Here is a 24,930-nt window from a genome sequence, read left to right on the forward strand (position 1 = left end):
GCGTGCAAAGCCGCCCTGTCACAGGCGCAGCCGCCGGGCCGGATCGCGCGACCGGCCATTCTCGCGCAGCTCGAAGTGCAGATGCGCCCCGGTGGCGTTGCCGGTGCGCCCGACAAAGCCGATCACCTGCCCTCGCGCGACTGTCTCGCCGTGCCCGACGGCGAAGTCCGACAGATGGGCGTAATAGGTCTGCGCCCCGCCGCCGTGATCGAGCACGACGAGATTTCCGAAGCCGCGCTGCACCCCGCGAAAGGAGACGCGGCCCGATGCCGCCGCGGCGACGGGCGTGCCGTGCGGCGCGCGCAGATCCATTCCGGCATGGGGCTTGCGCCCCCGCCCGCGATGTTCCCCGAAGGCGGAGCTGAGGCTCGCGCCCTCGACCGGCATCAGGAAGGCCTCCGGGGCCGCCGGGCGCGAGGCGCAGGCCGCGCAGAGAAGGGTCAGGGCCGCAATGGGAAGGCATTTGCGCATGCAAAGCCTCTAGCGCGAACCGCCTTCTCAACCGTAACCAGGCGCGAGACTCTCTTCGCCGCCGGCAGCGGCCGGCCACTTCCGCAACCCTTCATGAACCATTTCCCGCCCAGACCGGGGCACCTTTCCGGACGCGCTCTTCATGTTCCTGTTTCAACTCGCCCTCCTCGCCATCATCCAGGGGCTGACGGAATTCATTCCCGTCTCCTCCTCGGCGCATCTCATCCTGCCGGCGGCCCTGATCGACGGCTTCGAGGATCAGGGGCCCCTGATCGACATCGCCGCCCATGTCGGCTCGCTCGGCGCGGTGCTGATCTATTTCCGGCATGAGAGCCTGCGCCTGTTCCAGGGCGGCCTCGACGCGGCGAGGTTCAGGAGCACGCAGAACCGGCGCCTGTTCCTCCTGATCGCGGCGGCGACGATCCCGATCCTGCTCGTGGGCGGCGTCCTGGCGGTCACTGGCATCGCCGACAGGCTGCGCGAACCGGTCGTCATCGCCTGGGCGAGCATCGGGTTCGGCGTCCTCCTGTGGTTCTCGGACCGGCAGGCGGTGTCGCGGGATCACCTTCCCGGAAGCTGGCGCGCCGCGCTCGTCATCGGCGCCGCGCAGGCGCTGGCGGTCATTCCCGGCACCTCCCGCTCGGGGATCACGATCACCGCGGCCCGCTATCTCGGCTTCAGCCGGCCCGAAGCGGCCCGCTTCTCCATGCTCCTCGCCATCCCGACCATCGCCGCTTTCGGCCTCTATGCCGGCATCCAGATCTTCGAGGAGGGCTCGGCGGCTTCGGTCGAGGCCGCGCTCCTGGTCGCGCTGTTCTCTCTCCTCTCGGCCTGGGGCGCGATCGCCGTCTTCATGCGGCTAGCAGAGCGCACCAGTTTCACGCCCTTCGTGATCTACAGGATTGCTCTCGGCATCGTACTTCTCGCGATTTTCATCTAACCGATATTGCTCACGCCCCTGTGATCGTTACGTTGTCCGGACGGGGCAGGTGCCGCCGGTCCGCGAAGGGCCGGCAAGGCGGCGGAACCGGGCGCGGCATCGGTTGACGCAGCGTTAACGTTTCCGTGAGTAGCCTTTTCCCGTCCGGAGCGCGCGCAGGGCGCCTTCGGCCAGAAGAAGGCCAAGCACGGGCCGGGCAGAAAGGGCGAGACTCATGAAAATCGAGAGCCGCGAAAAGGACCACGCGCCGGTTCGGGCACAGTCCGACGAAGCACAGCGCAAGATCTGCTATGTCCGTCCGGTGCTCGCGCGGGACGTGCGGGACGAGATCGAGGACGATGCCGACAACCCCGTCAGCTTCAGCGACGACAGCGTGCTCTATGCGCTGCATGCCGCGGACGGCGCGCGCATCGCGCTGATGAGCGACCGGGACATCGCCTTCGCGGCGGCCAGGCAGCACGAAATGATGCCGGTCAGCCTGCATTGAAGCTGCCCTTCCCGACATGAAAAAAGGCCCGCCTCTCCGGCGGGCTTTTTTGTTTCGGTTCCTGAAGACGGGGGCCTAGGCCGCCTCGACCGCGTCCTCCCCCGCGAGGATCGTGTAGAGGGCCTCCGGGCTCTGCGCGCCGCGCAGGGCCGTCTGAATGTCCTTGCTGCGCAGGCGGCGGGCGACCCGGGACAGTGCCTTGAGGTGGCCTGCATCGTCTCCCTCGGGCGCGAGGAGGAGGAAGACCAGGTCCACCGGCTCGTCATCGACGGAGTCGAAATCGACAGGCTCGGCCAATTGCAGCATCACCCCGCAGATCTCGCGCACCGGCGCCTTGCCGTGCGGAACGGCGATGCCGCGCCCGATACCGGTCGAACCGAGCCGCTCCCGCTCGGTGAGCGTGGCCAGCACTGCCTCCTCGTCCAGATCGAAGGCCGAGGCCGCCTGGCGGCTGAGCCGCGCGAGCACGTCCCGCTGGCAACGGGCCGGCACGCCGACGAGGACATTTTGGGTGCGCAAAAGGTCTTTGATATCGTTCGCCATGTCATACCGCCCCGCCCTGTCCGGGCACGTGTTGCGATGTCGACTCCCGCCCTGCCGAGAGGGTGGCCCGACTAGAGGAGCCCTTCCTCCCGCGCAAGCGGAAGATCGCTCAGGAGAGGAAGAGGAGGCAAGGGCCGGACCATTGGCGGGCGTTCAGGCCGATCCGCCGTCGATCCAGCCGACATTCCCGTCCTCTCGCCGATAGACGACCGAGAGGTCGCCATGCGCCGCATTCCGGAACATCACCACCGGCTCGTCGCCGACATCGAGCTGCATGACCGCGTCCGAGACCGTCATGCGCCGCAATTGCGCCGGCCGCTCCGCGATGACGAGCGGCGGCTCCTCGGTCTCTTCCTCTTCCAGTGACGGCGCCTGGAGGACGTAGGACGAGGCGATCTCCGCCGGGAGAGGCGCGCGATTATTGGCGTGGTGGTCCTTGAGCCGCCGCTTGTAGCGGCGCACGCGCTTGTCGAGCTTGGCGAGGGCGTCGTCGAAGGCGCTATGCGCGTCGCCCGCCTGCCCCTGCGTCGTCAGGAACACGCCGGACGCCAGGTGCAGCACGATCTCGCAGGAGAACTCCCTGCCCTTGGTGTCGCCGTCCCTGGCGCCGGTCTTGCCGAAGGTGACCTGCGCCTCCGCCGACCGGTCGAAATACTTCTTCACACAGGAGGAGACGGCCTCACGAACGTGCGTCTGCAGCGCGTCGCCGAGGTCCATCGACTTGCCCGAGATCTGAATGTCCATGTGGTACTCCTTCTGCCGGATAGACGAAGGATTCTATGACGGCTGCGACGAAAAGCGACAAATTCCGCCAGCAGCTTGGGCGTTCGTCAGATCGCTCTCTTCGCCATGCGCTTGCGCTGGACCGAGGATGGAAGGCCCAGCGCCTCGCGGTATTTCGCGACCGTTCTCCGAGCGATATCAATGTTTTCGGAGGCCAGGATCTCGACCAGCCTGTCATCGGACAGGGGCGCGTGCGGGTCTTCCTTCCCGATCAGCTCCCGGATGCGCTGGCGCACGCTCTCGGCCGAATAGCTGCCCTCGCCATGCTTGGACGCGATGGCGGCGGTGAAGAAGTACTTCATCTCGAAGGTGCCGCGCGGCGTGTGGATATACTTGTTCGAGGTGACGCGGCTGACCGTCGATTCGTGCATCTCGATCGCATCCGCGATCGTCTTGAGGTTGAGCGGACGCAAATGGCGGATGCCTTCAACGAGGAAGGCATCCTGGTGCTTCACGATCTGCAGGGCGACCTTGAGGATGGTCCGCGCGCGCTGGTCGAGCGACTTCACCAGCCAGTTGGCGTTGGACATCTGCTCGTTGAGGAAGCTCTTGGTCTCCTGCCCGTCCGATGCTGACGACATGCGCGCGAAATAGCGCTCATTCGCGATGATCTTGGGCAGGGTCTCCTGGTTCAGCTCGACCTTCCAGCCGCCATCCTCGGCCTCGGTCACATAGACGTCCGGGATGACGACCTGGACGTCGTCCCGGCCATAGGCGAGGCCAGGCTTGGGGTTGAGCGTCCGGATGAGCGCGATGTTGTCGCGCAGCTGGGTCTCGGACAGCCCGCAATTGCGCCGCAGCGACGGCAGGTCATGGGTGCCGAGCAGGTGAATGTTCTGGAGGAACAGATCCATCTCGGGCGTCAGCAGGCCCTGGTCGCGCAGTTGGAGGCGCAGGCATTCCTCGAGATTCCGCGCCGCCACGCCCGAGGGCTCGAAACCCTGCAGGAGCCGCATGGTCCGGCGCACTTCCGGCGCCTCGGCGCCCAAGCGCTCCGCCACCTCGTCAGTGTCGGCGCGCAGATAGCCACCATCGTCGATCATATCGATGAGATGCGCGCCGATCATCAGCTGCACCTCGTCCCGGGTCGCAAGATGAAGCTGCTCGGTCAGGTGCTCGGCCAGAGTGATCTCGTGCGCGGCCTGTGCGAGCGGATCATATTCCTCGGAAAGCTGCTGGCGGCTGCCCGAGACGGACGACCAGTCCCCAGCGCCCGCATCGCCGGCACCCGAAGCGGCATCTCCCGGCGCGGCGTCCGCATCGACATTGGCGTAATCGGTGTCGAGGGTCGAGACATCGGCCGACGCGCCGGCATCCGCCCGCTCCTCGCTCCGCTCCGTCTCGCCGCGTTCCTTCGCGTTCGCGCGTTCGTCGCGTTCGAGGAACGGGTTCTCCTCGAGCTGTCCCTCGACGAATTCGGCGAGTTCGAGATTGGTGAGCTGGAGCAGCTTGATCGCCTGCTGCAGCTGGGGCGTCATGACCAATTGCTGGCCCTGACGGATGTCGAGCTTTTGCGAAAGCGTCATGCCGGTCCTGTTCCAATGACGGGAGCGGAGGCCGCTCCATTCGCCTCAGGACCTAGAGGTTGAAGGTTTCGCCCAAGTATACGCGCCGCACGTCCGGGTTGGCGACGATCTCGCGCGGCGTGCCCTCGGCCAGCACCTCGCCCTTGGAGATGATATAGGCGCGGTCGATAATCTCCAATGTTTCCCGCACGTTATGATCGGTGATCAGGACGCCGAGGCCGCGCGATTTGAGGTGGCTCACAAGATCGCGAATGTCCGCGATGGCCAGCGGGTCGATGCCCGCGAACGGCTCGTCGAGCAGCATGTAGTCCGGCCCGGTGGCCACGGCCCGCGCGATTTCGAGGCGCCGCCGCTCGCCGCCGGAGAGGGCTGTAGCAGGCGAGTTGCGCACATGGGTGATGGAGAATTCCTCGAGCAGGCTGTCCACCACCTCGCGGCGCGCCTTCTTGTCCTTGTAGACGAGCTCGACCACGGCGAGAATGTTCTGCTCGACCGTGAGGCCGCGGAAGATCGACGCTTCCTGCGGCAGATAGCCGATGCCGAGCTTGGCGCGCTGATACATCGGCAGGCGCGTCACGTTGAACCCGTCGATCGAAACGCAGCCCTCATCGGCGGGAACGAGGCCCGTCACCATATAGAAGCAGGTGGTCTTGCCCGCGCCGTTCGGCCCGAGAATGCCCACGGCCTCGCCGCGCTTCACATGGAAGCTGACATGGTTGACCACCTGGCGGCGGCGATAGCTCTTTTGCAGGTTCTCCGCGACGAGCCCCTCATTGACGGGCGCGGCCTTGTCTGCCGCCAGCGCGGGTGCGGATCCGTCCATCAGCCCTGTCCATCCCGTTGCGGCCGGAACAGGCCCCGGACGCGGCCGCCTTCGCCGGCGGAGAAGCTGAGCGCCCCGGTCTCGGTGTTGTAGACGAGGCGCTCGCCCGTGATGATCTGCTCGCCCTGAACGACGACCACGTCGCCGGTCACGGTGATCGTGCTGGTCTCGGCATCGAAGGTGCCCGCATCGCCGGATATGGCATCCTCGCCATTGGCGTAGCGCACATTCCCCTCGCCCTCGATCGTGCGGAAATCCTGCGTGCCGGGGAGGAAGTTGATCACGACCCGGTCGGCCGTCAGCAGCGCCTCGGCCTGGGAGATGCGGACCTCGCCGGTGCAGACCAGCCGGTCCTCACGCTGCAGGGCGTCGCAACGCTGGGCGTCCACCGAGATCGGCGCATCGGAAGACAGCCCGATCGGGGCCGTCTGCGCCAGAAGAACCGTCAGCGCGAAGGCCGCATTCGTACCGATCACTCAACGCTCCTGCTCAGTCCCGCAGCGCGGACTCTTCGTCGTCGCGCATCTTGGCGGGCTCGAAGCGGAATTTCACATTCCCTTCGAAGACGGCCCGCTCTTCGTCCTCGTAGACGGTGAGCGTGTCCGCTTCAACGTCGCCGGCCCTGCCCGTGCCGCGCACGCCCGTTTCCGAGCGGACCGTGCGCCCGTCAATGTCGATCCGGGCCGCATCGGTGCGCAGCACGAAGGTGTCGCTGCCGACTCCCTGCTCGAGCTGCACGTCGTCATTGAGATCGACCGTCTTGCCCTGGGTGTCGAGCGTGCCGCTGAGCGCCCTGACGCGCAGCTGGTCGTTCGAGCCGCCATTGCGGAGCGCCTCGGGATTTTCGAGCCGGATGATGTCCGGCGCGTTCGGGTTCCGGCGCGCGGCGAAGGCGGAGACCTCGAAGGGAATGCCGCCCGTGTCCTCACCGACATAGCGGGGCCGGTCGAGCCGCATCTCGGACCCCGTCGCCTCGATGTCGGAGAACTGGCGCAGGAATTCCTGATCCACCTCCGGCGGCGTCGCGCTCACGGCATAGGTCAGGATCAGGCCGGTGGCGGCGGCCGGCACGGCGAGGCGCAGATTCCGCACGAGGCGGCTATGCCGGATCGCGGCGCGCGGCGTGAGGCGGCGGCGCGCGGCGATGCCGGCGAAATAGGCATTGGCGCCGCCCTTGCGGGCTTCATTGCTCTCGAACGAGGACGGGTCGGGCCGCGGCGGGGGGAAAGACGATATTTTGGCCGTGGCTGACACTCAGAAACCCGCTCTTCCTGTTTTCCGCCCGGAGGGGATATGTCATTCGCGCCCCTAAGGGGAAAGGTTTGGTTAAGGCCGCGCGCACTAAAAAAACCGCAACTGCGACAGCGCGCCTCGCGGCGCATGCCCCTCAACGATGGGCGAAGATGTCGACCTCGTCCCAGCCCATCAGGTCCAGACGGCAGCGAACCGGCAGGAAGGCGAAGCAGGCCTCCGCGATCTCGGACCGGCCCTCGCGCGCCAGCATCTCGTCCAGCCGCGCCCGCGTCTCATGCAGGTGCAGGACGTCCGAGGCCGCATATTCCTTCTGCGCCTGGGTCAGCGTTTCGGCGCCCCAGTCCGACGACTGCTGCTGCTTGGACAGCTCGATGCCCGTCGCCTCCCGCACGACGTCCTTGAGGCCGTGGCGGTCGGTATAGGTCCGCGCCAGCTTGGAGGCGATCTTGGTGCAATAGACAGGCCCTGTCACGACGCCGAGCCAGCGCATGAAGGCGGCGACGTCGAAGCGGGCGAAGTGGAAGATCTTGGTCAGGCCCTGATCGGTCAGCACCGCCTTGAGGCGCGGCGCGTCGTACTGGCCGCGCGGCAGCTGCACGAGATGCGCGTCGCCGTCGCCCGCCGAGAGCTGCACCACGCAGAGCCTGTCGCGGTGGGGGTCGAGGCCCATCGTCTCGGAATCCACGGCGACCGCGCCATCGCGCGCGCCCTCGAAGGACAGGCCCTCGGGAAGATCTCCGTGATGCAGATGAATGGTCATGGATACCGCTCGCAAGGTTCCGCGCGGTCCCGCCGCCACCACGCTCGTCGGTCAGGGAGTGTCCACCACGAGGGGTGGTGCCCAGGAGAGGACTCGAACCTCCACATCCGTACGGATACCAGCACCTGAAGCTGGCGCGTCTACCAATTCCGCCACCTGGGCCCGGAAGCGGCAAGCCGCCTCGGGAGGCGGCGAAGTAGGCGAGCGGGGAAGCCGCGTCAAGCGGTCTGTCGCCAAGGGCTACTCAAGCGGCCCGACCCGCGCTATCGGGCTCGCCAGACAGACAGCTTTGGAGTCCCCTCATGGCAAAACTCGCCACCGTCTTCGGCGCCTCTGGCTTCATCGGCCGGCACGTCGTGCGCGAGTTGACCAAAAGGGGCTGGCGTGTGCGGGCCGCGATCCGGCGGCCGCATCTCGCCGAGCACCTGCAGGTCTTCGGCGTCGTCGGGCAGGTCCAGCTCTTCCAGGCCAATGTCCGCAACCGCGCCTCGGTCGAGGATGCGCTGGCGGGCGCGGATGCCGTGGTGAACCTCGTCGGGGTCCTGTCCGAAAGCGGCCGCCAGACCTTCGCCGCCGTGCAGCGCGAAGGGGCGCGCAATGTCGCCGAAGCCACCGCCGAAGCCGGCATCGAGGACCTCGTCCATATCTCGGCCATCGGCGCGGACGCCGACGGCGACAGCGACTATGCCCGCACCAAGGCCGAAGGCGAGCGCCTGGTGCGCGAGGCGGTGCCCCAAGCCGTAATCCTGCGGCCTTCGATCGTGTTCGGGCCGCAGGACGACTTCTTCAACCGCTTCGCCGGCATGTCGCGCCTCTCGCCCGCCCTGCCGCTGATCGGCGGGGGCAAGACCCGGTTCCAGCCCGTCTATGTCGACGATGTCGCCGACGCCGTCTGCGCGGCGCTCGAGAACCCGGCGCATCGCGGCCGGACCTTCGAGCTGGGCGGCCCGGAAGTCATGACCTTCAAGGAGCTGATGGAGCTGACCCTCAAGGTGGTGGGGCGGCGCCGCGCGCTCGTCCCCCTGCCCTTCTCTCTCGCCGGCTTCATGGGGCGCGGCGGCGATATCGCGGCCAAGCTGCCCTTCGTCTCCGCTCCGCTGACGGGAGACCAGGTCAAGCTGCTGCGCCATGACAATGTCGTCGGCGCCTCGGGAGAGGATACCGGCACGCTCCAGGACCTCGGGATCACGCCCGAGACGATGGATGCCGTTCTTCCCTCCTACCTCTTCCGCCACCGCAAGCATGGCCGCTTCTCTCCGGAAACGCCGATCTGACTTTCTGCTATCGCGGCGGAACTTAGCCTCCGACTGAGCAGGACAGGCCCTTCAGGGAACCGCGGCTTCGGCGCCGTGTTGCCAAGACTGAAGGGCATGCGCGCGACTTAACGGCGCGGGCAAGATGCCCTGTTCGAAGTTCGTTACAGGAGGCATCGAGATGGCAGAAGAGAAGAAGACGACGAAGAAGAGCACGTCAAAGCCGAAAGTCGTGCAAGACGACACCAAACAATCTGTTCAGAGCGCGTCCGAGACGGTCAAGAAGACCGCTCAGGAACAGGCCGCCGAGGCCAAGCAGGCCGCGACCGAAGCGGTCAATCAGGCCAAGACCGAAGCGAAGACCCGCTTCGAGGACGCCAAGAGCCAGGCGCAGCAGCGCGCGAGCGAAGAAGTCGAGACCCGCAAGCAGCAGGCGTCCGGCGCGCTCGGTCAGACGGCGAGCGACCTGCGCCGCGCAGCCGGCGACGCCGAGCAGAACTGGATGTCCTCGGCCTTCGAGACGGCCGCCTCGCAACTCGAGAACGTCTCGCGCTCGATCGAGAACAAGTCGCCCTCCGAACTCCAGCAGACCGTCCGCAATGCGGCGCGCAACCATCCGGGCCTGTTCCTGGCCGGCTGCTTCGCTGCCGGCGTCGCGATCAGCCGCACGCTCCGCGTGGCGGGCGAAGAAGCGTTCGAGGACGATTATGACAGCGGCCGCCGCGCCGGCACCCCGGCGACGACGAGCTATGCCGCCAATGCCCCCGCCAGAACGACCGGTTCGAGCTATGGGGCAGCCGCTGGAACGACGGGCACGGCCGGCACCACGGTCAGCAGCGACACGACGCGGCGCTAGGAGGGATCTATGGCCACGGAACATCGAGACGCGACGGACAGGCCAACCGGAGCCTATAAAGGCACCGGCGAGGCCAGATCCGGGAATGACGAGCACGGGACCCATCGCGAGACGGCCTACAAGGCCGAGAGCGTTCGCACGAACGCCGCGCCGGGCGAGGGCAGGACGCGCGCCTATGCCTCGACGACCGACCGGTCCGTCGGCGCGCTGATCAGCGAGCTTCTGTCCGACACCTCGCGCATGGTGCGCGACGAGGTCCGGCTGGCAAAGGCGGAGGTCGGATCGAAGGTCGATCAGGCCCGGCACGGCGTGGTCAACACCGCGGTCGGCGCCGGGATCCTCCTGATCTCGCTGATCTTCCTGCTGCTGGCGGTCGTCTACGCCCTGTCCACCTTCATGCCGCCCTGGCTCGCCGCGCTCATCGTCGGCGGCGTCATGGCAGCGATCGGCTACATCATGCTGAAGAAGGGCATGGACGAGCTCAAAGCCAAGAATCTCGCGCCGCAGAAGACTCAGAAGAATCTTTCGCGCGACGCACACATGGTCAAGGAGTCCGTATAATGAAGAACGACAACATCCAGGCAATCGAGCGCGACCTCGAGGAAACGCGGGCGCGCACCGAAAGCACGATCCAGGCGCTGCAGGACAAGCTCCAGCCCCGGGCCGTGATCGACGAGGCGACCCGCTTCTTCAAAGGCACCGATAGCGGCGCCTATGCCGAAGACGTGACGCGCGCCGCCCTCGCCCAGGCGCGGGAAAATCCGCTTCCCCTCATCCTGATGGGTGCGGGTGCGGCGCTTCTCGCGACCAAGCGTCCGGGCCGTCCGAAATACATCCACGACACGGCCGGCGCCTATGCGGGCGACAGCCTCGTCGCGGCGGATGCAGAATATGCGGCCGCCTATGAGGACAGCCGCGAGCTCGAGACGCTGTACGACGCGGAATACGAAGACACGCACCGCATCGTCGGCTCCGCCGATGCCATCGACCGGACTTATACCCGGCTCGATGACGAGGACGAAGACGCTTATCAGAACCGCCTTTACGAGGCGCGCGGCAAGGCGTTCTCGGTGGAGCGCAAGTCCGGCGAGGACGAGAAGTCCTTCCGCAAGCGGATCGATGACCGCCTGTCGAGCGCGAAGGCGAAGGCGAAGGAATATGGCGAGCGCGCCAACTCCTTCCGCCGCCGTCAGACGGATCGGGCCTCCGGCCTCTACCACAAGGCGGGCGAGCGTTCGCACAGCCTCTATGAAGGCGGCCGCGACCGCGCTGGCGCATTCGCTTCGGGCACACGGGACCGCGCGGGTGCCTTCGCGCATGGAACGGCGGACCGGGCCGGTGATCTCGCCCATGGCACGCAGGATGCGGCCCGGCGCGGCGTCGAGAAGACGACCGATTTCTACGAGAGCAATCCGCTCGCAGCCGCGCTCGTCGCGGTCGCGGCCGGGGCCCTCACCGGCTCGTTCTTCCATTCGACCCGCCAGGAGCGGCGGGCCCTCGGCGGCGTCGGCCATGACATCAACGAGGCTGCGCAGCGCCTGAACGAGCAGGCGAACCGCAAGGTGGCCGAATATGCCGAGGCGACCGAGGAGTTCGTCGAGGAAATGAGCGGCGAAGCCAAGGCGGCCGAGGATCGCCTGAAGGAGAAAGCCTCCGCCGAGACCGCGCCGAATTCGGACAAGAGCGGCTATACGCCCGCTTCGCAGACGACGAGCAATAAGAGCACGTCCTGAGCGATCTGCGGCATTGAACAAGAAAGGGCGGCCTTGGGGCCGCCCTTTTTCATGTCCGTGCGCCGATCAGGGCGTCCACTCCTGCGGCTCGTCGCCCTCCGCTGCCGCTTCGGCGTCATCGGCATGCCGCTGCCGCACCATGTCCATCAGGCGGCGGAGCGCGTTCTGCACGCCCTGCCCGGCAGCGCCGGACAGGAGGAGCGGCGGCGTCCCGCAGGCCGCTTCCAGCTCCCGCGCCTTGTCCGCCGCGACGTCCTCCGTCAGCGCATCCACCTTGTTCAGCGCGACCAGCTCGGGCTTCTCCGCCAGCCCCTCGGCATAAAGCGACAGCTCGCGGCGCACGAGGCTGTAGGCGCCTGCCACATCGTCCTGCGTCGCATCGACGAGGTGCAGGAGCGCGGCGCAGCGCTCGACATGCCCCAGGAAGCGGTCGCCGATTCCCGCCCCCTCATGCGCGCCCTCGATCAGGCCCGGGATATCGGCGAGCGTGAAGCTCTCCTGCGGGCCGAGGCGCACCACGCCGAGCTGCGGGTGCAGCGTGGTGAAGGGGTAGTCCGCGATCTTGGGCTTGGCCGCGGACACCGCGGCGAGGAAGGTCGACTTGCCGGCATTGGGCAGGCCGATCAGCCCGACATCCGCGATCAGCTTGAGGCGCAGCCAGATCGTCCGCTCCTCCGGCGGCTGGCCGGGATTGGCGCGCCTAGGGGCCTGGTTGCGCGATGTCTTGAAGCGCGCATTGCCGAAGCCGCCATTGCCGCCCTTGGCGAGCAGCACGCGCTGGCCCGGCTCGTCGAGATCAGCGATCAGCGTCTCCTCGTCCTCTTCGAAGATCTGCGTGCCGACAGGGACGGGCACGACGAGGTCCTCGCCGCTCGCGCCGGTCCGGTTGCGGCCCGCGCCATTGCCGCCGGCCTGCGCCTTGAAGTGCTGCTTGTAGCGGTAGTCGATCAGCGTGTTCAGGTTCTCCACCGCCTCGGCGAAGACATGGCCGCCCTGCCCGCCATCGCCGCCGTCGGGGCCGCCGAACTCGACGAACTTCTCTCGACGGAAGGACAGCGAGCCCGACCCTCCCGCGCCGGAGAGGACATAGATCTTGGCACGGTCGAGAAATTTCATCGGACCAGTTCTCCTGGATCGAGGGTGAAGCCGAGGCGTGGGAAATGCGCGCCGCGGGTGGGCGACCAGCCCGGCCCCGCATCGCCCGTATCGCGGAATCCGGCTTTTCTGAGCACGGCGGCGCTGCCGAGATTGTCCGTGAAGACCACGGCCTCGATGCGCCGGGCGCGGAGCGTGTCGAAGCCGAAGGCGCAGACCGCCCGCACCGCCTCGGTCATGTAGCCGCGCCCCCACCAGGCCCGCCCGATCATGTAGCCGACGGCATAGGTGGCATCGACCTGCCGGTGGATGCCCACCGTCCCGATCATCCTCCGGTCCGCCTTCAGCCTCGCGGCGAAGATGACGTCGAGCTTCGGGTCATGTGCCTCGGCCGCGCGGAAGCGGGCGGCGCAGACCTCGGCGTCGGACGGAAAGCCCCAGGTGCCGGTCTGCTTGAGCACCTCGAAATCGTTGAGGGCCTCGGCCGCATCCGCGGCGTCTTGCTCCCTGACCGGGCGGAGCAGCAGGCGGTCGGTTTCGAGGGCGTGGCGCATGGCGGAAACAAAAAAGGGAGGGCGGACGCCCTCCCTTCGCACGAGAGCGGCGGGCTGCCTATTCGGCGGCCGCGAGCGCCTCGACGCTGACGACCTTGCGGTCGTCCTTGGTCGTGCGGAAGACGACATTGCCTTCGACCAGCGCGAAGATCGTGTGATCCTTGCCGAGGCCGACATTGGTGCCGGGCATGATCTTCGTGCCGCGCTGGCGGACGATGATGTTGCCGGGGATGACGGCTTCGCCGCCGTATTTCTTGACGCCGAGGCGGCGTCCTGCGGAGTCGCGACCGTTGCGTGACGAGCCGCCTGCCTTCTTGTGTGCCATGACGTATGTCTCCTGCGCGCAATGCGCGTGGCTGATGGGTTGTCGGCTCAGGCGCCGGTTTTGATGTCCTCGATCCGCAGGACGGTCATGTGCTGGCGATGACCCTTCTTGCGGCGATAGTTCTGGCGACGGCGCTTCTTGAAGACGATGACCTTCTTGTCGCGCGCCTGCTCCACGATGGAGGCGGTGACGCTGGCGCCGGCGACCGTAGGGGCGCCGATCTGCGGGTTGTCGCCGCCAAGCATCAGGACCTCGTCCAGGGTGACGCTGTCACCGGCTTCGCCGTCGAGCTTCTCGACCTTGATGACGTCGCCGCTGGCGACACGGTACTGCTTGGCGCCGGTCTTAACGACTGCGAACATATGCAAACTTTCTTTTCGCTCGGGCCGCGCCCCCATGGTGCGGCCAGCCTTCTTCGATCCCGCGTTCTGATGCGCGGGTTCGGACGGCTGCGCGTAAAGGAAGGCGCCTTTTCGGTCAAGATGGCACACGAGGCCGGTTGAGCGCCCGGCCGCGCGCGCTAGCTCCCGCCGAGGACCGGCTTTGCGAAGGATCACCACGATGAGCGACAGCACCTACACCCCGCCGAAAGTCTGGACATGGGATCAGGAATCGGGCGGCCGCTTCGCCAAGATCAACCGGCCCGTCTCGGGCGCGACGCATGACAAGGCGCTGCCGGTCGGGGAGCATCCGCTCCAGCTCTATTCGCTCGCGACCCCCAATGGCGTGAAGGTCACCGTGATGCTCGAGGAGCTTTTGGCGGCCGGACATGCGGATGCCGAATACGACGCCTGGACCATAGATATCGGCGAGGGCGATCAGTTCGGCAGCGGCTTCGTCGCGGTCAATCCGAACTCGAAGATCCCGGCATTGGTGGACCGCAGCACGACGCCGGAGACGCATCTGTTCGAGTCGGGCTCGATCCTCGTCCACCTTGCGGAGAAGTTCGGCGCCTTCCTGCCCGAAAGCGGCTCCGCGCGGACCGAAACCTTCAACTGGCTGTTCTGGCAGATGGGCTCGGCCCCCTTCCTCGGCGGCGGCTTCGGCCATTTCTATGCCTATGCGCCGGAGAAATACGAATATCCGATCAACCGCTACACGATGGAGGTGAAGCGCCAGCTCGACGTGCTGGACAAGCAGCTCGGCCGGAGCGCCTTCCTCGCGGGCGATGACTATACGATCGCGGACATCGCGAACTGGCCCTGGTATGGCGGGCTCGTTCTCGGCCAGCTCTACGACGCGGGAGAGTTCCTGCAGGTCGAGGAATACGAGAACCTCCGGCGCTGGGCGGAGACGATCAGAGCGCGCCCTGCGGTCGAGCGGGGCCGGATCGTCAACAAGACCTTCGGCGACGAGAACCGTCAGCTGCGCGAGCGGCACAGCGCGGCGGATATCGACGCCGTGCTGAAGCGGAACTGACCGCCCCTGCCCGCCGCGCGCGGCATGAACGTCACGGCTGGCGGTAGCGGGCGGCGGCGCAGGGCCGAGCGCCCGCGGCCCGCGGATCGTCGCTGTAGGCGGCGAGAGCGATCTCGTAAGGCCCGCCATCGTTCGGTGCGAAGCCGATGGCGAGGTGGCGCGGCGCCTGCCCCTCGCAGACGGCCACATCGCCCGGCGCGCCCTCGATCCTCTCGATCCGCCTGATCCCGACCAGGCTGTCAGGCCGGACGTCCAGCGCCTCCGACAGCCCCGAGCGGCCAGCCTCGACGAGGTCCAGCGGCACCGTCCGCAGGACGGCCCGCCCCAGCCCCACGGCATAGCCTTCGAAGACGAGGTCGGCATCGGTCAGCTCCGGCGCGCCCGAGATCGGCTCGAAGCGGCCCGAATGGCTCGGCGGCGTCTCGGCGCCCCCGATATGAGCATCCGCATCACCCGGCACCTCTTGCGCATCCGCCAGCCAGGTGAGGCTGAGAGCGAGGCCGGGAGAGGCGGTGTTGAGAAGACCGTCCGAGGGTACGCCCGCGGCATGCAGGAGGTCCGCCACCCAGTGATTGCAGTTCTGGGCGAGGTCGCTCCGGGCATGGCCGAGAAAGAACTGGCTGCCGGGGTCGCGGCCCCGCCCGGCCGCGACCGGATGACCGTCCCGCAGCGCGAAGGATGCGTTCAGGCGCTCGACGAGCGCCCGCGCCCCCTCCTCCGACAGCTCCAGCGCGAGAACGGCCTTGCCGGAGCTTTCGGGAGTGGGCGCCTGCGGCTCGGGATCGAGTTCGACGACCGACGGACTGTTCGGCTCGAGCATGGAACGCGCGAAGTCCAGAAGGCGGGCCGCCGTCATGCCGCGCTCCCGGTAATAGTCCTCGTCGCCCCAGCCGAGGACAACCCATTCGCCCTCTCCGAGGACGCCGAGGGCCTCGGCGGCAGGACCGCCCGCCTCCGCGATGACCTTTCGCGGGATGGCGAGGTCCGCATGCATCCACCGATAGGACAGCGAGACCCGCACCGGCACGGTCGCAGCGGCACCAGAAGGCGGATAGAGAGCGGGCTTCGCCGGACGATAGCTCGCAAGGCCGAGCGCGAGCAGGAGGATGGCGAGACCCGCGAGGAACAGGCCGATCGCGCGCAGGCGCCGCGGCCGGTTGTCCGCTGTCCGGTTTACATGTCGGGAAATCTTCGGCGCTCCTTTTTCGAAGGACTGGCGCGCCGAGCCTCGGCGCGCGGCCCCGCCGGCTCAAGAGCAGGAAACAGGCCTTCTGCGCCACGCGACCGCAGCGCCCCTTCCGACTCGCTCACGTTCCAGCTAGCTCGGTCCGGTCATGCGTGACCTGCGCCCCGTCCTCCTCGTGATCGGCATCTTCATCACCACGCTGGGCGGGGTGATGCTGGTGCCCCTGATCGCCGACCTGCTCCAGACCGGCCCCAGAGCCGAGGACTGGAAGGGGTTCGGCCTGTCCGCCATGGGTTCGATCGGGCTCGGGGCGGCGCTGACGGCGGCGAGCTGGGGCCGCATCGAACGGATCACCGCGCGGCAGGGCTTTCTTCTCACCACCTTGTCCTGGCTCGCCCTCGTCTTCGCGGCCGCCATGCCGTTCTGGCTCGGCAGCGTGGGGCTTTCCTTCACCGATGCCTTTTTCGAGGCGATGTCGGGCCTCACCACGACGGGCGCGACGGTCGTGGTCGGGCTCGACGACGCCCCGACGGGCTTTATTCTCTGGCGGTCGATCCTGCAATGGATCGGCGGCATCGGCGTGATCATCATGGCCATCGCCGTGCTGCCTTTCCTGTCGGTCGGCGGGATGCAGCTCTTCCGCCTCGAAAGCTCCGACCGGTCCGAGAAGATCCTGCCCGGCGCGAGCCAGCTCGCAGCGGCGATCTTCAGCCTCTATGTCGGCCTGTCGGTGCTGTGCTTCATTTTGTACTGGGCGCTCGGCATGTCCGCCTTCGACGCGGTCAACCACGCGATGACCACCATCGCCACCGGCGGCTATTCCACCAAGGACGCCTCCTTCGGCTATTTCCTGTCCGCCGAGGGCATCAAGGGACCTGTCGATCTCGTCGCGGTCGTCTTCATGATTCTCGGCTCGCTGCCCTTCGGCCTCTACGTGCTGGCCTTGCGCGGGCGGGTCCTCGCGCCCGCGCGCGACGATCAGGTGCAGTTCTTCCTGGCCGCCGCCGCGATCTTCGTGGCCGTCATCGCCTTCCGGATCATCGTCATCTTCGACTTCTCCTTGTTCCAGGGCTTCCGCCTCGCCGCCTTCAATGTCGTCTCGATCATGACGGGAACGGGCTATGCGACGACCGATTACGGGGTCTGGGGGCCCTTCGCGGTCGGGTTCTTCTTCGCGATCATGTTCGTCGGCGGCTGCGCTGGCTCCACCTCCTGCGGCCTCAAGATCTTCCGGCTCCAGGTCGCGCTCGCCGCGCTGCTGGTCTATGCCAAGCGCCTCGCCCATCCCCATCGCGTCACCGTGGCGCGCTATAACGGCCGGCCGCTGACGGAGGACATCTTCGTGTCCGTCCTCAGCTTCTTCTTCATCTATTTCGCCGTTTTCGCGACCGTGGCGGTCGCGCTGTCCCTCTTCCAGCTCGATGCGGTGACGGCCCTGTCTGCGGCGGGATCTGCCGTGGCGAATGTCGGGCCGGGCCTCGGCGAGATCGTGGGGCCCGCGGGCAATTACGCGCCGCTGCCCGCAGGCGCGAAATGGATCCTGGCGAGCGCCATGCTGCTCGGCCGCCTCGAGCTTCTCACCGTGCTCGTCCTCTTCGTGCCGAGCTTCTGGTCGCGCTGAGCGCCCTCAGGTCTCCAGGGCGTAGCCGGCGGAGCGGACGGTCCTGATGGGGTCGTCATGTCCGTGCTTGCACAGCGCCTTGCGCAGGCGCCCGATATGCACGTCCACGGTGCGCGCCTCGACGAAGACGTCGGACCCCCAGACCGCATTGAGGAGCTGTTCCCGGCTGAAGACCCGGCCGGGGTTCTGGATCAGGTGGTCGAGAAGGCGGAACTCGGTCGGGCCGAGATGGATCTCCGTCTCGCCGCGCCGGACCCGGTGGGCGGCGCGGTCGACGGCGATATCGCCGGCGGTGACGGTCTCGGCGACCAGAGCGGGGCGGATGCGGCGCAGCACGGCGCGGATGCGCGCCGCCAGCTCGCCCATCGAGAACGGCTTGGTCAGATAGTCGTCGGCCCCCATGTCGAGGCCGCGAATGCGGTCCGCCTCCTCGCCCCGCGCGGTCAGCATGACGATCGGGATGTTCTGCGTCTCGTGCTTGGAGCGCACGCGGCGGCAGACCTCGATCCCCGACACGTTGGGCAGCATCCAGTCGAGCACGATGACGTCCGGGCGGTCCTCCTCGATCTTCAGGAGGGCCTCCTCGCCGTCGCCGACCAGGGTGACCTCGAAGCCTTCCTTGCCCAGATTGTAGTCGAGCAGCGCCTGCAGCGCCTCTTCATCCTCGACGACGAGCACTCGGGTGGCGGCCATGATGTTCTCCTAGTGAGGCGCGACGGCGATGGTTCCCGTCACATCCTTCTTGACCCGCTCATTGGCGAGCTCCTCTCCGGTCAGGGAGAAATGCACCCGCTCCGCGATATTGGTCGCGTGGTCGCCGATCCGCTCGAAATTCTTCGCCACGAAGACGAGCTGTGTGCAGGCGGACACCAAGGCGGGCTGTTCCGTCATAACGCCGAGGATCTCGCGGAAGACCGAATTATAAAGATCGTCGATGCGGTCGTCGCCATTGCGCACCGCGCGGGCCGCCTGGGGATCGCTGCGGAACAGGGCATCGAGGCTGCCGGAGAACTGCCGCAGGGCGATATTGCCCATGCGCACCACGGGAGAGAGAGCGGCCTGGCTGGCAGCGCCCGGGTCCTCCCGCGCGATCAGCGGCGAGCGCTTGGCCGTGTTCTTGGCGAGGTCGCCGATCCGCTCCATCTCGGCGGCGATCTTCACCGCCGTCATGGCGCGGCGCAGCTCATCCGGGGGCAGGCGCCGCTGCTCGAGCAGGGTCATCACCTCGCGCTCGACTACGCGCTCGCGCGCATCCGTCTCGACGTCGCGATCGCGCACGGTGCGCGCCAGCTGCTCGTCGCGCCGTTCGAAGGCGCTGATCGCATCGCGCAGCTGCTGCTCGACGTAACCGCCCATCGTGGCGATGGCGATGTCGATGCGCTCGAAATGCGCGGCGGTGGATCGAAGTATGCGAAAGGCCATGCCTGCTCCTGACGGCGCGGGGAATGCCCGATTTGTGTGACAGCTTCTTGTCAGCGCAGGCCGATCCGTCCCGTCTCCGCCGCGCCGGATCACGCAGGATAGGCGCGCTGTGTGCGCCTGTCCAGCGAAGGGTCGAGAGAGGGCCTGTGCAAGGCCGGGCCGCGGAACGATGCCCCAGGCGCCTCGCCCGGCACAAAAAAAACCGGCAGGCGGGAGACCCGCCTGCCGGTCGGAAGCTGCCTTGCCGGCGCGGAGCGCGTTACTGGCCCGCGGGCGGCAGGAGCACCTGGTCGATGACGTGGATCACGCCATTCGAGGCTTGAAGATCCGGGGTCACGACGACGGCGCCCGCCGCGCCCTCGCCGCCGACGGTGACCTGCCCGCCGGAGGTCATCACGGGCAGCGGCTCACCGGCCAGCGTGTCCACGGACATCTCGCCCGAGATCTGGTCGGACATCGTCTCGCCGGAGACGACATGGTAGAGAAGGATATTCTCGAGCTGGCTGCGATTGCCCGGCTCCATCAGCGTCTCGACCGTCCCGGCGGGAAGCTGCTCGAAGGCGGCATTGGTCGGGGCGAAGACGGTGTAGGGGCCGTCACCCGCGAGGGTCTCGACGAGGCCGGCCTGTTCGAGCGCGGTGACGAGCGTGGAGAAGCGGGGATCGCCGGTCGCGATATCGACGATGCTCTGATCGCTCATATCGGCCGTGACGTCGTCGAGCTGATCCTGCGGATCGCCGAGCATGCTGTCATCGACCGCCATCCGGTCCGGCGGCGTATCCGTCGCATCGGGCAGCGCGACATCGTCCCGCTCATCCTCTTCGATGAAGGCGGAACTGTCCTCGGCGATATCGTCTTCATAGACTTCGTCATCGCCGCCGCATGCGGCGACAGCGGCGATCATGGCCGCCGCGGAAAGGCCTCTCAGAAGGGGCTTGTGCATCATTCGACTCCCTCGTCGCTGTTCGTCCGGCCGCGCCAGAAGGGCGGCACGGCTGACAGACGAACATGCAAGAGGGCGAACCCGTTCCCCGGCGAGACAGGAGGACGCGGGACGCGGACTCCCTTCAGGCGGAGCCGTCGTCCGGAGGCGGCGCGTCGAGTACCTTGATGCGGGCCGCCAGGACATCGAACAGGGCCGAGAAGATGGCGAGGAGGATAGTCGCCACGAAGGCGATGATGATCGCCTGCTGGAGCATCGTGCCGCCGCCTTCGTCCCGCCAGAACCGCTTGAGCTGACCGAGCATGTCCAGACCCACCCTCATCCGCCGAGAAGATCTCTCAGCTGCGCCGCCACAGGCCGGTCGGCTGGGACAAGGTCCAGCTCGTGAAACCGGTTCGGCCTGAACCATCGCAGCCCCTGGTTTTCAAGGGGTTGCGGAATACCGCTCCATTTGCGGCAAGCGAAGACAAGCATGAGCAGATGGACCTCGTCTTGCGGCTCCGAAGCGAAGGTGACGGGGGCGAGGCAGCTCGCCTGCGTCTCGATCCCGATCTCCTCGGCGAGCTCCCGAACGAGAGCCTCCTCCGGCGTCTCCCCCTCCTCCACCTTGCCGCCGGGAAATTCCCACATTCCGGCAAGCGGCTTTCCCTCGGGCCGCTGGGACAGGAGGACACGCCCGTCCCTGTCGACGAGCGCGACGGCGGCGACGATCATGAGCTTCGGCATAGAGTGGGCCCGTCCGGATGTCTGAAAGGCGGCTTTATCGCAGTCACCGCTGTGCGATACGAGGGTCCTCGGACCCGATATCGCCCTGCAGGCGGACCCCGAAACGGGTCTCGGCCTGCGTGACGGCGTCGATCAGGGCCGCTTCGCGCAAGGATGCGGCGATCGCGTCTTTCCGGGCCGCGAAGGAAGGCGGCCGCAGATCGCGGCGCGAATCGACGCGCAGGAGGTGCCAGCCTGCTTCGCTTCGCACCGGCGCGGAAAGCTCCCCGACGGAAAGATCCGCCGCCGCAGCGGCAAGAGCGTCCGGCAGCCGGGAGAGCGCGATCGGCCCGAAGCTGCCGCCGGCCGACCGCGTGTCCATGTCCAGCGACTGCCGCTGCGCCAGCTCGGAAAAGCGCGCGCCGCTCCGGATCCGGTCCGCGAGCGCTTCGGCTTCTTCCCGGCTCGAGACCAGGATGTGCCGAAGAGAGACCTCCGCCTCCTCCCGAAGCGCCCCGAGCTCGGCCTCATAGGCCGCTCTTACGGCCTCTTCGGTCACGGCCTCGCGCAGGGCGAGGTCGAGATAGGCTTCCGCGAGAACCCGCCGCCTCGCCAGAGCGAGCTTCGCGCGGATCTCGAGCGCCCGGTCGAGCCCCTCCGCTTCCGCCGCGGCGGCCAGCGCCAGCTGGCCGGTGGCATCGGCGAGATATCCTTCCCGGATCAGGGCATCGGGCGGCGCGGCGCCGCGCGCGGGCCCCGCCTGCGCGCGCAGGTCGGACAGGCGCAGGATCATCGGCCCGACCTTCGCCATGACCGGATCTTCGGCGGCCTCCGCGACGGGGATCGCGGGCCGCAGCGGCACGATCCCTTCCCGCGTCGCCTCGAGCGCCACCACGCCGACCGCCGCCAGGAGCAGCGCTCCGCGTCCGGCCGCCCGCGAGGCGCAAGGGGCCAGCGGCAGGGACAGAAGGAAACGCAAGCCGCCTGTGCTCATCCTCGCATTCATTGTCTTCATCCTCCCGCCCCACAGAAGGTTTCGCCCTGTCCTGATTTTCGTCAATGGCGATCCGTCTTTGCCCGGTCCTCGTTTGACACTCCAAGGGGCCTTTCCTATCTCTCCGCCACCTCGAAATCCGCAGGGGAGGAGCGGGGCCCTTGGCTTGGCGATCCGCCTGCAAGGAGCTCGCCTTCCTGCCAGCTCCGCGAGCATATTCCATGGCTAGTAAGTCCTTTGCTTCCCGCCTGTTCGGTTCCGCCAATGATCGGCGGCTGAAGCCGCTGGAGAAGAAGGCGCGCAAGATCGGCGATCTCGCCGACGAGATGAAGGCGCTCAGCGACGAGGGGATCAAGGCGAAGACCGAGGAGTTCAAGCAGCGCTACAAGGACGGCGAGACGCTGGACGACCTTCTGGTCGAGGCCTTCGCGCTCGTCCGCGAGGCGGCGGACCGCGCGCTCGGCCTGCGCCCCTATGACGTGCAGCTCATCGGCGGCATGGTCATGCACAAGGGCAATATCGCCGAGATGAAGACCGGCGAGGGCAAGACGCTGGTCGCCACCCTGCCCGTCTATCTGAACGCGCTCGCGGGCAAAGGCGTTCATGTCGTCACGGTGAACGACTACCTCGCCAGGCGCGACGCCGAATGGATGGGCAAGGTCTATAACGCGCTCGGCCTGACGGTCGGCGTCATCGTCAACGAGCTCGGCGATCAGGAGCGGCGCGACGCCTATGCCTGCGACGTCACCTATGCGACGAACAACGAGCTCGGCTTCGACTATCTGCGCGATAACATGAAGCAGTCGATCGACCAGATGGTCCAGCGCGGCCATGCCTATGCGCTGATCGACGAGGTCGACTCGATCCTCATCGACGAGGCCCGCACGCCGCTCATCATCTCCGGTCCGACCGAGGACAAATCCGATCTCTATCTCGCGATCAACGAGCTGATCCCGCTTCTCGAAGACGAGGATTACGAGGTCGACGAGAAGCAGCGCTCGGTCGGCCTGACCGAAGAGGGCAACGAGCATATCGAGGACCTCCTGCGCGAGCGCGACATGCTGGAGGGCGAGCAGCTCTACGAGGCGGCCAACGTCTCGGTCGTCCACCACATCCAGAACGCGCTGCGCGCGCACAAGATGTTCCAGAAGGACAAGGACTACATCGTCAAGGACGACAAGGTCGTCATCATCGACGAGTTCACGGGCCGCATGATGGAGGGCCGGCGCTGGTCGGACGGCCTGCACCAGGCCGTCGAGGCCAAGGAAGGCGTGAAGATCCAGCCCGAGAACGTCACGCTCGCCTCGATCACCTTCCAGAACTATTTCCGCCTCTACGAGAAGCTGTCGGGCATGACCGGCACGGCCCTCACCGAGGAGGGCGAGTTCGCCGACATCTACAAGCTCAACGTGATGGAGATCCCGACCAACCGGCCCATCGCGCGGGACGATCTGGACGACGAACTCTATCTCGGCGCCCGCGAGAAATATCACGCCATCGCCCGCCAGATCGCCGAATGCCATCTGCGCGGCCAGCCGGTGCTGGTCGGCACGGTCTCGATCGAGAAGTCCGAGCATCTCTCGCGGCTTCTCTCGGACAAGAAGTTCTGGAAGGAATCGGCCGCCCTCCTCCGCAAGCAGGTGGACGACCTCAAGGACAACAAGAAGAACGCCGAAGAGCGCGAGCGGCTAGGCGCGCTCGCCGACGAGATGGAAAGCCTCAGCCGCAAGCCCGTCCCGGTTCCGCACAACGTCCTGAACGCCCGCTTCCACGAGCAGGAAGCCGAGATCGTCGCCCGCGCGGGCGAGCCCGGCGCCGTGACGATCGCCACCAACATGGCCGGCCGGGGCACCGACATCCAGCTCGGCGGCTCGGTCGACATGGAGATCATGACCCATCTGTCCGACGAGGACGATGCCGAGACGATCGCGCGTAAGCGCAAGGAGATCGAGGCGAAGATCGCCGAGCAGAAGAAGACCGCGCTCAAGGCGGGCGGCCTCTATGTCCTCGCGACGGAGCGCCATGAAAGCCGCCGCATCGACAACCAGCTGCGCGGCCGCTCGGGCCGTCAGGGCGACCCCGGCACGACCAAGTTCTTCCTGTCGCTCGAAGACGACCTGATGCGCATCTTCGGCACCGGCATGGAGAAGATGCTCAAGCGCTTCGGCATCCAGCCCGACGAGTCGATCGAGCATCCCTGGTTCACCAAGGCGGTCGAGAACGCCCAGAAGAAGATCGAGCAGCGCAATTTCGACATGCGCAAGAACGTCCTCAAATATGACGACGTCATGAACGATCAGCGGAAGGCCATCTTCGAGCAGCGCATCGAGTTCATGTCCGCCGAGACGGTCGAGGAGATCGTCGCCGACATGCGCGACACCCTGATCGAGGACATGGTCGCGCTGCACGTTCCCGCGAAGAGCTATGCCGAGAAATGGGACATGGAGGGCCTGCACGAGGAAGTGCAGGAGGTCTTCGCCCTCGACCTGCCGACGAAGCAGTGGGCCGAGGAAGAAGGCGTCGCGGACACCGAGATCCTCGAGCGCATCAAGGAGGCGGTCGATGCGCGCGCCGATGAGCGCCGCGAGGAATTCGGCCCCGACCTCACCGCCCGGATCGAAAAGCAGATCCTGCTCCAGACCATCGACCGGAACTGGCGCGAGCACCTCCAGCAGCTCGACCATCTGCGCTCGGTCGTCGCCCTGCGCGGCATGGGGCAGCGCGACCCGCTGCACGAGTTCAAGACCGAAGCCTTCGCGTTGTTCGAGGCCCTGCTCGACGGGCTGCGCCGCGACGTGACGAAATCGCTCTTCCACGTGCAGGTTCGCCGCCCCGAAGCGGGTCAGGAGGCGGGCGGGCGGCCCAAGCTCGATATCGAGCAGGCGCGCCGCCTCATCCAGGAGCTTCAGGCGAAGGGGCAGCTCGACCCGTCCAAGATGCGCGCCGAGCATATCGACGCGACGACCGGCCAGAACGATGCGGGCCATGGCGGCCCCGAAGCGCCGCGGCGCGGCTATGGCCAGTCGGCGGGCGCCACGACGCTGCGCGCGCAGCGCCAGGGACAGGCGGTGAAGGCCGACGATCCCTCCACCTGGGGCCGGGTCAGCCGCAACGCGCCCTGCCCCTGCGGTTCGGGCCGCAAGTTCAAGCACTGCCACGGCGCGCCGGACCGTCAGGCCGCCGAGTAAGCCGGAATGCCCGCGGAGAGGCGTCTCCTCCCTTCCGCGGGCATTTCCG

At 67.2% G+C, this 24,930-nt stretch carries 28 protein-coding genes and 1 tRNA gene; 9 read left to right on the forward strand and 20 right to left on the reverse strand.

Annotated elements, in window-relative coordinates:
• Positions 1 to 18 precede the first annotated feature (18 nt).
• Positions 19 to 471: a M23 family metallopeptidase gene (locus tag IE88_RS0110885; RefSeq protein ID WP_031554336.1), complete on the reverse strand. Its 453-nt coding sequence runs from the start codon at positions 469 to 471 to the stop codon at positions 19 to 21.
• 142 nt (positions 472 to 613) lie between these two features.
• On the opposite strand from IE88_RS0110885, the gene IE88_RS0110890 reads away from it, so the two are divergent.
• A complete protein-coding gene (locus tag IE88_RS0110890; RefSeq protein WP_031554339.1) occupies positions 614 to 1,411 on the forward strand; it encodes an undecaprenyl-diphosphate phosphatase in 798 nt (265 codons plus the stop codon).
• Positions 1,412 to 1,625: 214 nt separating this feature from the next.
• Positions 1,626 to 1,898 (forward strand): DUF1150 family protein, encoded by a 273-nt coding sequence (locus IE88_RS0110895; RefSeq protein WP_081871613.1) that lies wholly within the window; start codon positions 1,626 to 1,628, stop codon positions 1,896 to 1,898.
• 75 nt (positions 1,899 to 1,973) lie between these two features.
• Here the strand turns inward: IE88_RS0110895 and IE88_RS0110900 are convergent, their stop codons facing one another.
• The 8 genes from IE88_RS0110900 to IE88_RS0110935 all read right to left on the reverse strand — a co-directional run bounded on the left by IE88_RS0110900 (position 1,974) and on the right by IE88_RS0110935 (position 7,749).
• Positions 1,974 to 2,441 (reverse strand): PTS sugar transporter subunit IIA, encoded by a 468-nt coding sequence (locus IE88_RS0110900; protein WP_031554344.1) that lies wholly within the window; start codon positions 2,439 to 2,441, stop codon positions 1,974 to 1,976.
• 153 nt (positions 2,442 to 2,594) lie between these two features.
• The gene (gene hpf, locus IE88_RS0110905) at positions 2,595 to 3,185 is read right to left on the reverse strand and encodes a ribosome hibernation-promoting factor, HPF/YfiA family (protein WP_031554346.1); all 591 of its coding nucleotides are present in this window, start codon (positions 3,183 to 3,185) and stop codon (positions 2,595 to 2,597) included.
• An 86-nt stretch (positions 3,186 to 3,271) separates the two neighbouring features.
• Positions 3,272 to 4,750 (reverse strand): RNA polymerase factor sigma-54, encoded by a 1,479-nt coding sequence (gene rpoN / locus IE88_RS0110910; protein ID WP_031554349.1) that lies wholly within the window; start codon positions 4,748 to 4,750, stop codon positions 3,272 to 3,274.
• Between the two features lie 52 nt (positions 4,751 to 4,802).
• Positions 4,803 to 5,573: an LPS export ABC transporter ATP-binding protein gene (lptB, locus tag IE88_RS0110915; protein ID WP_031554351.1), complete on the reverse strand. Its 771-nt coding sequence runs from the start codon at positions 5,571 to 5,573 to the stop codon at positions 4,803 to 4,805.
• Positions 5,573 to 6,049, reverse strand: coding sequence for an LptA/OstA family protein (locus IE88_RS0110920; RefSeq protein ID WP_031554354.1), 477 nt, complete (start codon positions 6,047 to 6,049; stop codon positions 5,573 to 5,575). Before IE88_RS0110920 ends, lptB begins: the two co-directional genes overlap by 1 nt.
• A 13-nt stretch (positions 6,050 to 6,062) precedes the next feature.
• Positions 6,063 to 6,827 (reverse strand): LPS export ABC transporter periplasmic protein LptC, encoded by a 765-nt coding sequence (gene lptC / locus IE88_RS0110925; protein ID WP_031554356.1) that lies wholly within the window; start codon positions 6,825 to 6,827, stop codon positions 6,063 to 6,065.
• A 133-nt stretch (positions 6,828 to 6,960) separates the two neighbouring features.
• Positions 6,961 to 7,587 carry a ribonuclease D gene (locus tag IE88_RS0110930; protein ID WP_031554359.1) on the reverse strand — a complete coding sequence of 209 codons (627 nt, stop codon included), beginning with the start codon at positions 7,585 to 7,587 and terminating at the stop codon, positions 6,961 to 6,963.
• 75 nt (positions 7,588 to 7,662) lie between these two features.
• Positions 7,663 to 7,749: transfer RNA gene (locus IE88_RS0110935), tRNA-Leu, on the reverse strand.
• Between the two features lie 140 nt (positions 7,750 to 7,889).
• On the opposite strand from IE88_RS0110935, the gene IE88_RS0110940 reads away from it, so the two are divergent.
• The 4 genes from IE88_RS0110940 to IE88_RS0110955 all read left to right on the forward strand — a co-directional run bounded on the left by IE88_RS0110940 (position 7,890) and on the right by IE88_RS0110955 (position 11,429).
• Positions 7,890 to 8,861, forward strand: coding sequence for a complex I NDUFA9 subunit family protein (locus IE88_RS0110940; RefSeq protein WP_031554361.1), 972 nt, complete (start codon positions 7,890 to 7,892; stop codon positions 8,859 to 8,861).
• A gap of 160 nt (positions 8,862 to 9,021) precedes the next feature.
• Positions 9,022 to 9,696 carry a hypothetical protein gene (locus tag IE88_RS0110945; protein WP_031554363.1) on the forward strand — a complete coding sequence of 225 codons (675 nt, stop codon included), beginning with the start codon at positions 9,022 to 9,024 and terminating at the stop codon, positions 9,694 to 9,696.
• A 9-nt stretch (positions 9,697 to 9,705) separates the two neighbouring features.
• Entirely contained in the window at positions 9,706 to 10,257 is a 552-nt protein-coding gene (locus IE88_RS0110950) for a phage holin family protein (protein ID WP_051881955.1), read from the forward strand.
• Entirely contained in the window at positions 10,257 to 11,429 is a 1,173-nt protein-coding gene (locus IE88_RS0110955) for a DUF3618 domain-containing protein (RefSeq protein WP_031554366.1), read from the forward strand. The genes IE88_RS0110950 and IE88_RS0110955 overlap by 1 nt, the downstream gene beginning before the upstream one ends.
• Before the next feature lie 66 nt (positions 11,430 to 11,495).
• Here the strand turns inward: IE88_RS0110955 and obgE are convergent, their stop codons facing one another.
• From obgE to rplU, 4 genes are read right to left on the reverse strand one after another with little or no spacing between them, the layout of a single operon-like run.
• On the reverse strand, positions 11,496 to 12,545 hold the full coding sequence (gene obgE, locus IE88_RS0110960; protein WP_031554368.1) for a GTPase ObgE: 1,050 nt from the start codon (positions 12,543 to 12,545) through the stop codon (positions 11,496 to 11,498).
• The gene (locus IE88_RS17410; protein ID WP_051881957.1) at positions 12,542 to 13,078 is read right to left on the reverse strand and encodes a GNAT family N-acetyltransferase; all 537 of its coding nucleotides are present in this window, start codon (positions 13,076 to 13,078) and stop codon (positions 12,542 to 12,544) included. The genes obgE and IE88_RS17410 overlap by 4 nt, the downstream gene beginning before the upstream one ends.
• A gap of 58 nt (positions 13,079 to 13,136) precedes the next feature.
• Positions 13,137 to 13,403, reverse strand: coding sequence for a 50S ribosomal protein L27 (gene rpmA / locus IE88_RS0110970; RefSeq protein WP_031554372.1), 267 nt, complete (start codon positions 13,401 to 13,403; stop codon positions 13,137 to 13,139).
• A gap of 47 nt (positions 13,404 to 13,450) precedes the next feature.
• Positions 13,451 to 13,765, reverse strand: a complete 315-nt coding sequence (gene rplU / locus IE88_RS0110975) for a 50S ribosomal protein L21 (protein ID WP_031554375.1) — start codon at positions 13,763 to 13,765, stop codon at positions 13,451 to 13,453.
• A gap of 199 nt (positions 13,766 to 13,964) precedes the next feature.
• Here rplU and yghU point away from each other — a divergent pair, with 199 nt between their 5' ends.
• Positions 13,965 to 14,822: a glutathione-dependent disulfide-bond oxidoreductase gene (gene yghU, locus IE88_RS0110980; protein ID WP_031554376.1), complete on the forward strand. Its 858-nt coding sequence runs from the start codon at positions 13,965 to 13,967 to the stop codon at positions 14,820 to 14,822.
• Between the two features lie 31 nt (positions 14,823 to 14,853).
• Here the strand turns inward: yghU and IE88_RS0110985 are convergent, their stop codons facing one another.
• On the reverse strand, positions 14,854 to 15,843 hold the full coding sequence (locus IE88_RS0110985; RefSeq protein WP_156032568.1) for a DUF2459 domain-containing protein: 990 nt from the start codon (positions 15,841 to 15,843) through the stop codon (positions 14,854 to 14,856).
• Between the two features lie 313 nt (positions 15,844 to 16,156).
• Between IE88_RS0110985 and IE88_RS0110990 the strand changes: the two genes are divergently transcribed.
• Entirely contained in the window at positions 16,157 to 17,629 is a 1,473-nt protein-coding gene (locus tag IE88_RS0110990) for a TrkH family potassium uptake protein (protein ID WP_031554381.1), read from the forward strand.
• Between the two features lie 6 nt (positions 17,630 to 17,635).
• Here IE88_RS0110990 and phoB read toward each other — a convergent pair whose 3' ends face one another.
• From phoB to IE88_RS17415, 6 genes are all read right to left on the reverse strand, one after another.
• Positions 17,636 to 18,322: a phosphate regulon transcriptional regulator PhoB gene (phoB, locus tag IE88_RS0110995; protein WP_031554383.1), complete on the reverse strand. Its 687-nt coding sequence runs from the start codon at positions 18,320 to 18,322 to the stop codon at positions 17,636 to 17,638.
• A gap of 9 nt (positions 18,323 to 18,331) precedes the next feature.
• Positions 18,332 to 19,051, reverse strand: a complete 720-nt coding sequence (phoU, locus tag IE88_RS0111000; RefSeq protein WP_031554395.1) for a phosphate signaling complex protein PhoU — start codon at positions 19,049 to 19,051, stop codon at positions 18,332 to 18,334.
• A 259-nt stretch (positions 19,052 to 19,310) separates the two neighbouring features.
• Positions 19,311 to 19,997, reverse strand: a complete 687-nt coding sequence (locus tag IE88_RS0111005) for a fasciclin domain-containing protein (RefSeq protein ID WP_202900492.1) — start codon at positions 19,995 to 19,997, stop codon at positions 19,311 to 19,313.
• Positions 19,998 to 20,118: 121 nt separating this feature from the next.
• Positions 20,119 to 20,316, reverse strand: coding sequence for a Flp family type IVb pilin (locus IE88_RS0111010; protein ID WP_156032569.1), 198 nt, complete (start codon positions 20,314 to 20,316; stop codon positions 20,119 to 20,121).
• Positions 20,313 to 20,720, reverse strand: a complete 408-nt coding sequence (locus tag IE88_RS0111015; RefSeq protein WP_031554403.1) for a (deoxy)nucleoside triphosphate pyrophosphohydrolase — start codon at positions 20,718 to 20,720, stop codon at positions 20,313 to 20,315. The genes IE88_RS0111010 and IE88_RS0111015 overlap by 4 nt, the downstream gene beginning before the upstream one ends.
• A 43-nt stretch (positions 20,721 to 20,763) precedes the next feature.
• Complete coding sequence (locus IE88_RS17415) at positions 20,764 to 21,693, reverse strand: peptidylprolyl isomerase (protein WP_162178337.1); 930 nt, start codon at positions 21,691 to 21,693, stop codon at positions 20,764 to 20,766.
• A 221-nt stretch (positions 21,694 to 21,914) separates the two neighbouring features.
• Here IE88_RS17415 and secA point away from each other — a divergent pair, with 221 nt between their 5' ends.
• Positions 21,915 to 24,881 (forward strand): preprotein translocase subunit SecA, encoded by a 2,967-nt coding sequence (gene secA / locus IE88_RS0111025; RefSeq protein ID WP_031554408.1) that lies wholly within the window; start codon positions 21,915 to 21,917, stop codon positions 24,879 to 24,881.
• The last annotated feature ends 49 nt before the right edge of the window (positions 24,882 to 24,930 follow it).

The organism is Parvularcula oceani (assembly GCF_000733125.1).
GTDB classification, from domain to species: Bacteria; Pseudomonadota; Alphaproteobacteria; order Caulobacterales; family Parvularculaceae; genus Parvularcula; species Parvularcula oceani.

Bases quoted from the DNA above. Each gene is read 5' to 3' on its own strand.
- IE88_RS0110895 (WP_081871613.1), top strand. From the start codon at position 1,626: ATGAAAATCGAGAGCCGCGAAAAGGACCACGCGCCGGTTCGGGCACAG.
- obgE (WP_031554368.1), bottom strand. From the start codon at position 12,545: ATGAAATTTCTCGACCGTGCCAAGATCTATGTCCTCTCCGGCGCGGGA.
- IE88_RS0110940 (WP_031554361.1), top strand. From the start codon at position 7,890: ATGGCAAAACTCGCCACCGTCTTCGGCGCCTCTGGCTTCATCGGCCGG.
- IE88_RS0110950 (WP_051881955.1), top strand. From the start codon at position 9,706: ATGGCCACGGAACATCGAGACGCGACGGACAGGCCAACCGGAGCCTAT.
- secA (WP_031554408.1), top strand. From the start codon at position 21,915: ATGGCTAGTAAGTCCTTTGCTTCCCGCCTGTTCGGTTCCGCCAATGAT.
- phoB (WP_031554383.1), bottom strand. From the start codon at position 18,322: ATGGCCGCCACCCGAGTGCTCGTCGTCGAGGATGAAGAGGCGCTGCAG.
- yghU (WP_031554376.1), top strand. From the start codon at position 13,965: ATGAGCGACAGCACCTACACCCCGCCGAAAGTCTGGACATGGGATCAG.
- IE88_RS0111015 (WP_031554403.1), bottom strand. From the start codon at position 20,720: ATGCCGAAGCTCATGATCGTCGCCGCCGTCGCGCTCGTCGACAGGGAC.
- rpmA (WP_031554372.1), bottom strand. From the start codon at position 13,403: ATGGCACACAAGAAGGCAGGCGGCTCGTCACGCAACGGTCGCGACTCC.
- IE88_RS0110930 (WP_031554359.1), bottom strand. From the start codon at position 7,587: ATGACCATTCATCTGCATCACGGAGATCTTCCCGAGGGCCTGTCCTTC.
- IE88_RS0110900 (WP_031554344.1), bottom strand. From the start codon at position 2,441: ATGGCGAACGATATCAAAGACCTTTTGCGCACCCAAAATGTCCTCGTC.
- lptB (WP_031554351.1), bottom strand. From the start codon at position 5,573: ATGGACGGATCCGCACCCGCGCTGGCGGCAGACAAGGCCGCGCCCGTC.
- hpf (WP_031554346.1), bottom strand. From the start codon at position 3,185: ATGGACATTCAGATCTCGGGCAAGTCGATGGACCTCGGCGACGCGCTG.
- rplU (WP_031554375.1), bottom strand. From the start codon at position 13,765: ATGTTCGCAGTCGTTAAGACCGGCGCCAAGCAGTACCGTGTCGCCAGC.
- IE88_RS0110890 (WP_031554339.1), top strand. From the start codon at position 614: ATGTTCCTGTTTCAACTCGCCCTCCTCGCCATCATCCAGGGGCTGACG.
- IE88_RS0110885 (WP_031554336.1), bottom strand. From the start codon at position 471: ATGCGCAAATGCCTTCCCATTGCGGCCCTGACCCTTCTCTGCGCGGCC.
- IE88_RS0111010 (WP_156032569.1), bottom strand. From the start codon at position 20,316: ATGAGGGTGGGTCTGGACATGCTCGGTCAGCTCAAGCGGTTCTGGCGG.
- IE88_RS0111005 (WP_202900492.1), bottom strand. From the start codon at position 19,997: ATGATGCACAAGCCCCTTCTGAGAGGCCTTTCCGCGGCGGCCATGATC.
- rpoN (WP_031554349.1), bottom strand. From the start codon at position 4,750: ATGACGCTTTCGCAAAAGCTCGACATCCGTCAGGGCCAGCAATTGGTC.
- IE88_RS17415 (WP_162178337.1), bottom strand. From the start codon at position 21,693: ATGAGCACAGGCGGCTTGCGTTTCCTTCTGTCCCTGCCGCTGGCCCCT.
- IE88_RS0110955 (WP_031554366.1), top strand. From the start codon at position 10,257: ATGAAGAACGACAACATCCAGGCAATCGAGCGCGACCTCGAGGAAACG.
- IE88_RS17410 (WP_051881957.1), bottom strand. From the start codon at position 13,078: ATGCGCCACGCCCTCGAAACCGACCGCCTGCTGCTCCGCCCGGTCAGG.
- IE88_RS0110990 (WP_031554381.1), top strand. From the start codon at position 16,157: ATGCGTGACCTGCGCCCCGTCCTCCTCGTGATCGGCATCTTCATCACC.
- IE88_RS0110945 (WP_031554363.1), top strand. From the start codon at position 9,022: ATGGCAGAAGAGAAGAAGACGACGAAGAAGAGCACGTCAAAGCCGAAA.
- phoU (WP_031554395.1), bottom strand. From the start codon at position 19,051: ATGGCCTTTCGCATACTTCGATCCACCGCCGCGCATTTCGAGCGCATC.